Annotated in this window: 7 protein-coding genes; 4 read left to right on the top strand and 3 right to left on the bottom strand. The window is 73.8% G+C overall.

Annotated elements, in window-relative coordinates; genetic code table 11:
* Positions 1 to 71: 71 nt before the first annotated feature.
* Entirely contained in the window at positions 72 to 875 is an 804-nt protein-coding gene (locus ACFV04_RS33265; RefSeq protein ID WP_380534559.1) for a hypothetical protein, read from the bottom strand.
* A gap of 304 nt (positions 876 to 1,179) precedes the next feature.
* A complete protein-coding gene (locus ACFV04_RS33260; protein ID WP_380343731.1) occupies positions 1,180 to 2,244 on the bottom strand; it encodes a hypothetical protein in 1,065 nt (354 codons plus the stop codon).
* Between the two features lie 144 nt (positions 2,245 to 2,388).
* Between ACFV04_RS33260 and dapE the strand changes: the two genes are divergently transcribed.
* Both dapE and ACFV04_RS33250 read left to right on the top strand, forming a co-directional pair.
* Positions 2,389 to 3,465 carry a succinyl-diaminopimelate desuccinylase gene (gene dapE / locus ACFV04_RS33255; RefSeq protein ID WP_360259624.1) on the top strand — a complete coding sequence of 359 codons (1,077 nt, stop codon included), beginning with the start codon at positions 2,389 to 2,391 and terminating at the stop codon, positions 3,463 to 3,465.
* 114 nt (positions 3,466 to 3,579) lie between these two features.
* The gene (locus ACFV04_RS33250) at positions 3,580 to 4,389 is read left to right on the top strand and encodes a TIGR00730 family Rossman fold protein (protein WP_380534556.1); all 810 of its coding nucleotides are present in this window, start codon (positions 3,580 to 3,582) and stop codon (positions 4,387 to 4,389) included.
* 45 nt (positions 4,390 to 4,434) lie between these two features.
* Here ACFV04_RS33250 and folP read toward each other — a convergent pair whose 3' ends face one another.
* Positions 4,435 to 5,247: a dihydropteroate synthase gene (gene folP, locus ACFV04_RS33245; protein WP_380343825.1), complete on the bottom strand. Its 813-nt coding sequence runs from the start codon at positions 5,245 to 5,247 to the stop codon at positions 4,435 to 4,437.
* 181 nt (positions 5,248 to 5,428) lie between these two features.
* Between folP and ACFV04_RS33240 the strand changes: the two genes are divergently transcribed.
* The gene (locus ACFV04_RS33240; protein WP_380343725.1) at positions 5,429 to 5,911 is read left to right on the top strand and encodes a DivIVA domain-containing protein; all 483 of its coding nucleotides are present in this window, start codon (positions 5,429 to 5,431) and stop codon (positions 5,909 to 5,911) included.
* A complete protein-coding gene (locus tag ACFV04_RS33235) occupies positions 5,908 to 6,501 on the top strand; it encodes a DNA-3-methyladenine glycosylase I (protein WP_380534554.1) in 594 nt (197 codons plus the stop codon). The genes ACFV04_RS33240 and ACFV04_RS33235 overlap by 4 nt, the downstream gene beginning before the upstream one ends.
* The last annotated feature ends 16 nt before the right edge of the window (positions 6,502 to 6,517 follow it).

Here is a 6,517-nt window from a genome sequence, read left to right as displayed (position 1 = left end):
TCCTGGAACCGTGGGTTTCAGGAGGAGCACCGGCCCTTCGGCACGTGGACGTGCGGATCACCGCAAGCGGACTACAGCGGCAGGCCGCTGATGCTGCCGCCGTTCACGCCGCCCAGCAGGCCGCCGATCGGGCCGAGCGCGCCGGTGAGGCCGGACAGCGGGTTGTTCGGCCCGAGGTCGGCGCCGCCGAGGCGGTTGGCCGAACCGTGCTCGGCCAGGCCGAGCACGTCGGCGCCGGGCAGGCCGCCGGGCACGGCGTGCTGGACCGATTCGAGCGGCAGCGCGCGCTCCACTGAGCCCAGCGGCAGCGCGTCGGTCACGGTGTTGGTGCCGGGGACGGCACCGGAGAGCTGACCGGCACCCGGCAGGGCGTGGGCGAGGGAGCCCGCCTGGGCGAGCCCGCCGACCGGGCCGGCGCCGGCGTCGGCGCTGCGGGTGGCCGCGCCCTTGCCGGTGACGGCCTCGCCGAGCTTGCCGGCCAGTGCCGAGGCGACCTTCGGGGTGACGGCGGAGAGCTGTCCGGTGGTGGCGGCGGTCTGGTCGACCGGTGCGGTCAGCGAGCTGGCCTTCTCGTTCGCCTCGGGGAGCTGGTGGGCGACGATGTTGCCGGCGGCGTCGGCGGAGGCCGGCACGCCCGCGGCGACGGTGGCCGCGCCGGTGGTGCCGGCGGCCTGGCCCAGCTGGTGGGTGGTGTGCTGCAGGGTGGAGCCGGTGTCGGTGTTGGTCAGCTGGCCCAGCGGCGCCGCGAGGTCGCTCTTGGGCAGCAGGGCGTCCCCGCCCAGGGCGGACGCGGAGCCGGCCGCGACCAGCGGGGTCGCTCCGGCGGCCACGACGAGCGCGGCCTGAGCGATCCGGCGCGTGAGGGGGTGAGACATGGGGCTCCTCGAAGGGGTCTGGTTCCGTCCCGTCCGCCCGTGGGACCGGGCGTGAACGACCGGGCGGACGACGTTGTTACCGCTTGAGAAGCCAGAAGGTTTCGGCCCGTGCAAGGAAAGTGTCTGACCGACCATCGGATCGTAGGACCGCAGCGGCGGCGCCCGCCGGGCCCCGCCGGGCGTCGCCGAACCGGCCCGGGCCAAGGGAAGTGACGGTTCTCCGCCCGGGGGTGACGGAACGGGGCCCGGGTCCACCGGGGTTGACCGGAATCACCCGTCCGGCGGCAACCCGTACGCCTGTTCGTCAGCCCTTGCCGGCCGGTGCCAGGGTGACCTGGACGAGCTTGGTCGAGGTGCCCGAGGTCTGCGGCTGCCAGCCGTCGTCCGACGTGGTCTTGCGCCAGATCTTCCCGTCGTAGGCGACCGTCGCGATGCCCAGCTGCTGGGCCTGGGCGACCGCCCAGTGGGCCACCTCCCAGCCGCTGGCGCGCTCCGCGCTCACCCCGCCGTCGGCCGTGCCGTCCGCGGAGGACGTCAGCGCGGCGGTGGCCGGGTCCGGGGTCAGCGACACCGCGTTCTCGGCACCCTTGATGGTCGAGGCGTAGCCGGTGGCCGGGGTGACCGTGCGGCCGAACTCCCGGCGCACCCGGTCGGACAGCACCTGGGCGCGGTCCGGCGCCGCGGCCGGGGTGGCCGTGGCGGTGGCGCCCGCGGTGGGGGAGGAGGAGTCCTGCGGGTCCGGCTTGGCGTAGTCGTGCACGATGCAGGAGAACGAGGCGGGCTCCCGGCCGGCCAGCGCCGAGGTGAGCAGGGTCGCCTTGGTCTCGTGCTTGGCGTACGCCTGCGGGTAGCCGCTCTTCTGCACCGCCTGCGCGGCGTCGGTCAGCGGCAGCCGGGTGTAGCCCGGGACCTTGACCAGGCCGTCCAGGAACTTGTTGGTCGCGTACACCGGGTCCGCGATCTGGTCCGGGGTGCCCCAGCCCATCGAGGGCCGCTGCTGGAACAGGCCGATCGAGTCCCGGTCGCCGCCCGCGAGGTTGCGCAGCTTGGACTCCTGCATGGCGGTCGCCAGCGAGATCGCGGTGGCCCGGTCCGGCAGCCCGCGCGAACGCGCCACCGCGGCGATCGTCGCGGCGTTCGCGGCCTGCGGCAGCTCCAGGGTGCCGTTGCCGGCCGCGGTCTTCACCGTGCAGCCCTCGGACTCGCCCGGCTTGAAGCCGAACCACCAGATGCCCACCACGGCAAGGCCCGCGACCAGCGCGAGGCCGAGCAACCCGACGATCACCATCAGCAGCGCGCGCAACGGCCCGCGGCGGCGGGCGGGCGCCGCCTCGTCGCCCGGCTCCGCGCTGCTCCTTCTCCTGGCCACCGTCGCCCCTCTCGCACCTGGTCCTTGATCCGACACCGTACCCACTCGGACGGATGTGCGGCGCCCCCCGGTTGCCGAACCGAAGCCGATCCGTGTCACAGGGCGACCACGGAGGGCATCCGGCCCGCGGACTAGGCTGGCGCCATGAGCAGCCTCGACCCGACGCCCCTGGACCTCACTCTCGACGGCGGCGCGCTGACCGCCCGGCTCGTCGACTTCCCCTCGGTGAGCGGCGACGAGCAGGCGCTCGCCGACGCCGTGGAGGCCGCGCTGCGCGGCTGCCCGCACCTCACCGTGGACCGGTACGGCAACAACGTGGTCGCCCGGACGAACCTGGGCCGCGCCGAGCGGGTCCTGCTGGCCGGCCACCTCGACACGGTGCCGATCGCCGACAACCTGCCCTCCTACGTCGAGGGCGACCTGCTGTACGGCTGCGGCACCTCGGACATGAAGTCCGGCGTGGCCGTCCAGCTGCGGCTCGCGGCCACCCTGCCCGAGCCCAACCGCGACCTCACCTTCGTGTTCTACGACTGCGAGGAGGTGGAGGCCCACCGCAACGGCCTCGGCCACCTCGCCAAGGACCGCCCGGAGTGGCTGGCCGCCGACTTCGCGGTGCTGATGGAGCCCAGCGGCGCCATGGTCGAGGGCGGTTGCCAGGGCACCCTGCGGGCGCAGGTCCGGCTCACCGGCGTGCGTGCCCACGCGGCCCGCAGCTGGCTCGGCGACAACGCCATCCACCGGGCCGCCGAGGTGCTCACCCGGCTCGCGGACTACCGGCCGCGCCGGGTGGAGATCGACGGACTGGAGTACCGCGAAGGCCTGAACGCGGTCCGGATCGACGGCGGCGTGGCCGGCAACGTCATCCCGGACGAGTGCGTCGTCACGGTCAACTTCCGCTACGCGCCGGACCGCAGCGAGGCGGACGCGGAGAAGCACGTGCGGGAGGTCTTCGACGGCTTCGAGCTGACCGTCACGGACTTCGCCCCGGGCGCCCTCCCCGGGCTCTCCCAGCCGGCCGCGCAGGCCTTCCTGGCGGCCACCGGCGGCCAGGCCCGGGCCAAGTTCGGCTGGACGGACGTCGCGCGCTTCAGCGCGTTGGGCGTCCCGGCGGTCAACTACGGCCCCGGCGACCCGAACCTCGCGCACAAGCGGGAGGAGCACTGCTCGCTGAGCGCCATCGCCGAGACCGAGGAGCGGCTGCGCGCCTGGCTGACCGACTGAGTCCCCGGCCCCGGGACAGCTGATCCGATCAACGGTCGAACGCCATCTTCCGGTTGCCCAACCGACCTTCCCCCGTTGCCTGAAAACGGGGGAAGGCGGGCGTAGGGTTTCGTCATGACAGGCACAGGAGACGAGAAGCAGTACGGGCACGGACCCGAGCAGGTCGGCGTGCCGAAGAAGAAGAAGGCCTGGCCCGAGAAGCAGAAGGGCCCGGTGCTGGTGCGCCGGGACCAGGTCGGCACGAGCACCACGGACCAGCGCCTGCTGGACACCACCGGCCCCACCGACTGGCTGCACACCGACCCGTGGCGGGTGCTGCGGATCACCTCCGAGTTCGTCGAGGGCTTCGGCGCCCTCGCCGAACTCCCGCCCGCGATCAGCGTCTTCGGCTCCGCCCGGACCCCGGCCGACTCACCCGAGTACGAGGCCGGCATGGCCATCGGCCGGGCCCTCGCCGAGGCCGGCTACGCGGTGATCACCGGCGGCGGCCCCGGTGCGATGGAAGCCGCCAACCGCGGCGCCTCCGAAGCGGGCGGCCTCAGCGTCGGCCTCGGCATCGAGCTCCCCTTCGAGCAGGGCCTCAACGAGTACGTCGACCTCGGGCTGAACTTCCGTTACTTCTTCGTCCGCAAGACGATGTTCGTGAAGTACGCGCAGGGCTTCGTCGTCCTGCCCGGCGGCCTCGGCACCCTGGACGAGCTGTTCGAGGCGCTCACCCTGGTGCAGACGAAGAAGGTCACCCGCTTCCCGGTGATCCTCTACGGCACCGCGTACTGGGGCGGCCTCTTCGAGTGGCTGAAGAACACCCTCGTCGCGCAGGGCAAGGCGGCCCCGCACGACCTGGAGCTGTTCCACATCACCGACGAGGTCGACGAGGTCATGAAGATCCTCGCCGACGCCCGCCGGCCGGCGAACGAGATCTAGCCCGGGCCGCCCGGCACCGGCACCGGCACCGGTACGGGCCGGGGCCTAGGCCAGCCCCCGGCGGGCGACCGCCGGGGGGCGGGTGCCCCGGATCGAGGCGACCATGTCCAGCACCTGGCGGGTCTCCGCGACCTGGTGCACCCGGTAGACCCGCGCGCCCAGCCAGGCCGAGACCGCCGTGGTCGCCAGGGTGCCGAGCAGCCGCTCGTCCACCGGCTTGTCCAGGGTCTCGCCGACGAAGTCCTTGTTGGAGAGCGAGACCAGCACCGGGAAGCCGGTCGCGGTCATCTCCGGCAGCCGCCGGGTGGCCTCCAGCGAGTGCCGGGTGTTCTTGCCGAAGTCGTGCCCCGGGTCGATGATCACCGCGTCCCGCCGCACGCCCAGTTCCACCGCGCGCTCGGCCAGCCCCACGGTCACCCGCAGGATGTCCGCCATCACGTCCTCGTACCCGGCCCGGTGCGGGCGGGTGCGCGGCTCGGCGCCGCCCGCGTGGGTGCAGACCAGCCCGACGTCGTGGCGGGCGGCCACCTCGGCGAGCTCCGGGTCCACCCCGCCCCAGGCGTCGTTCAGCAGGTCCGCGCCGGCCTCGCAGACCGCCTCGCCGACCTCGTGCCGCCAGGTGTCCACGCTGATCACCACGTCGGGGTGGCGCTTGCGCAGCTCGGCCACGAAGGGCACGGTGCGCCGCAGCTCCTCCTCGACCGTGACCTCGTCGCCCGGTCCGGCCTTGACCCCGCCGATGTCCAGGATCGCGGCGCCCTCGGCCACCGCGCGGTCGGCGGCGGCGAACGCGGCCGGGTCGGCGAAGGTGGCGCCCTTGTCGAAGAACGAGTCCGGCGTCCGGTTGACGATCGCCATGATCACCAGTTCGTCGTCACCGAATTCCCGCGGTCCCAGGCGCAGTGCCACCGATGTCTCCTCCAGAGCTCCTGCGGGTGCGATGATGGCCCCCGGCCTCACTGAGGGACCATGCTGTCATGATCAGTCTGGTTCCCTGGAACCTCGACGAAGGCCGACCGGGAGTTCGGGAGGACAGCTCGTGTTCTGGGTGATCGTGGTCGCCATGGCCGTGGTGGTCGGCGGCGCCGCCCTGGTGGCGCTCGGCGGGGGCGGCTCGATGCCGGAGGCGGTTCCGGACCGCATCTCCGCACGGCTCCCGCAGGACCGGCCGCTGGGCAAAGCCGACGTGGACGAACTGCGCCTGCCGATGGCGCTGCGCGGCTACCGGATGGACGAGGTGGACGACGTCCTGGACCGCCTCGGCGCCGAACTCGCCTACCGCGACGCGCGGATCGCCGAGCTGGAGGCCGCCGCCCACCTGCGCGGCACGGTCGAGGCGACCAACGCCCCCGACCCGGCGGCCGAACCGCTGCCCGGCCTGGAGCAGTTCGCCCGCGTCGTCGAGCCGGCCGTCGCCCTCACCAAGCCGTCGGCCGAGCCGTCGGCCGAGCCGTCGGCCGAGCGGCAGGCCGAGACGCCGGCCCGGGCGCCCGAGGACGCGAAGCCGGTGAAGGACCAGTGACCTCCCCGGCCGACGGCGCGGTGCTCGGTCAGGACGGGCTGCGCCGCTGCGCCTGGGGCGACTCCACCGACGACTACCGGGTCTACCACGACACCGAGTGGGGCCGACCGGTCCACGGCGACGACGCGCTGTTCGAGCGGGTCTGCCTGGAGGCCTTCCAGTCCGGCCTGTCCTGGCTGACGATCCTGCGCCGCCGCGAGGGCTTCCGCGCCGCGTTCGCGGGCTTCGAGATCGGCAAGGTCGCCGAGTTCGGCGAGGCCGACAAGGAGCGGCTGCTCGCCGACACCGGCATCATCCGCAACCGGGCCAAGATCGAGGCGGCGGTCGCCAACGCGCGGGTCGCCCGCGACCTGGAGGGCGGCCTCGACGCGCTGATCTGGGGGTTCGCCCCGGAGCCGGGCCGGCCGGCCCCCCGCCGGATGAGCGAGGTGCCGGCCGTCACGCCCGAGTCGACGGCACTGGCGAAGGCGTTGAAGAAGGCGGGCTTCCGCTTCGTCGGCCCGACCACCGCCTACGCCCTGATGCAGGCCTGCGGCCTGGTGGACGACCACCTGGCGGACTGCCACGTCCGCACCGGGGTGAAGGGCTGAGCAGGCCTCCTGGGCT

Origin of the sequence: Kitasatospora sp. NPDC059599, from assembly GCF_042735125.1 — a bacterium.
GTDB lineage: Bacteria > Actinomycetota > Actinomycetes > Streptomycetales > Streptomycetaceae > Kitasatospora.
Note: the sequence above shows the minus strand (reverse complement) of the source record. Positions and strands in the feature narration are given on the sequence as shown.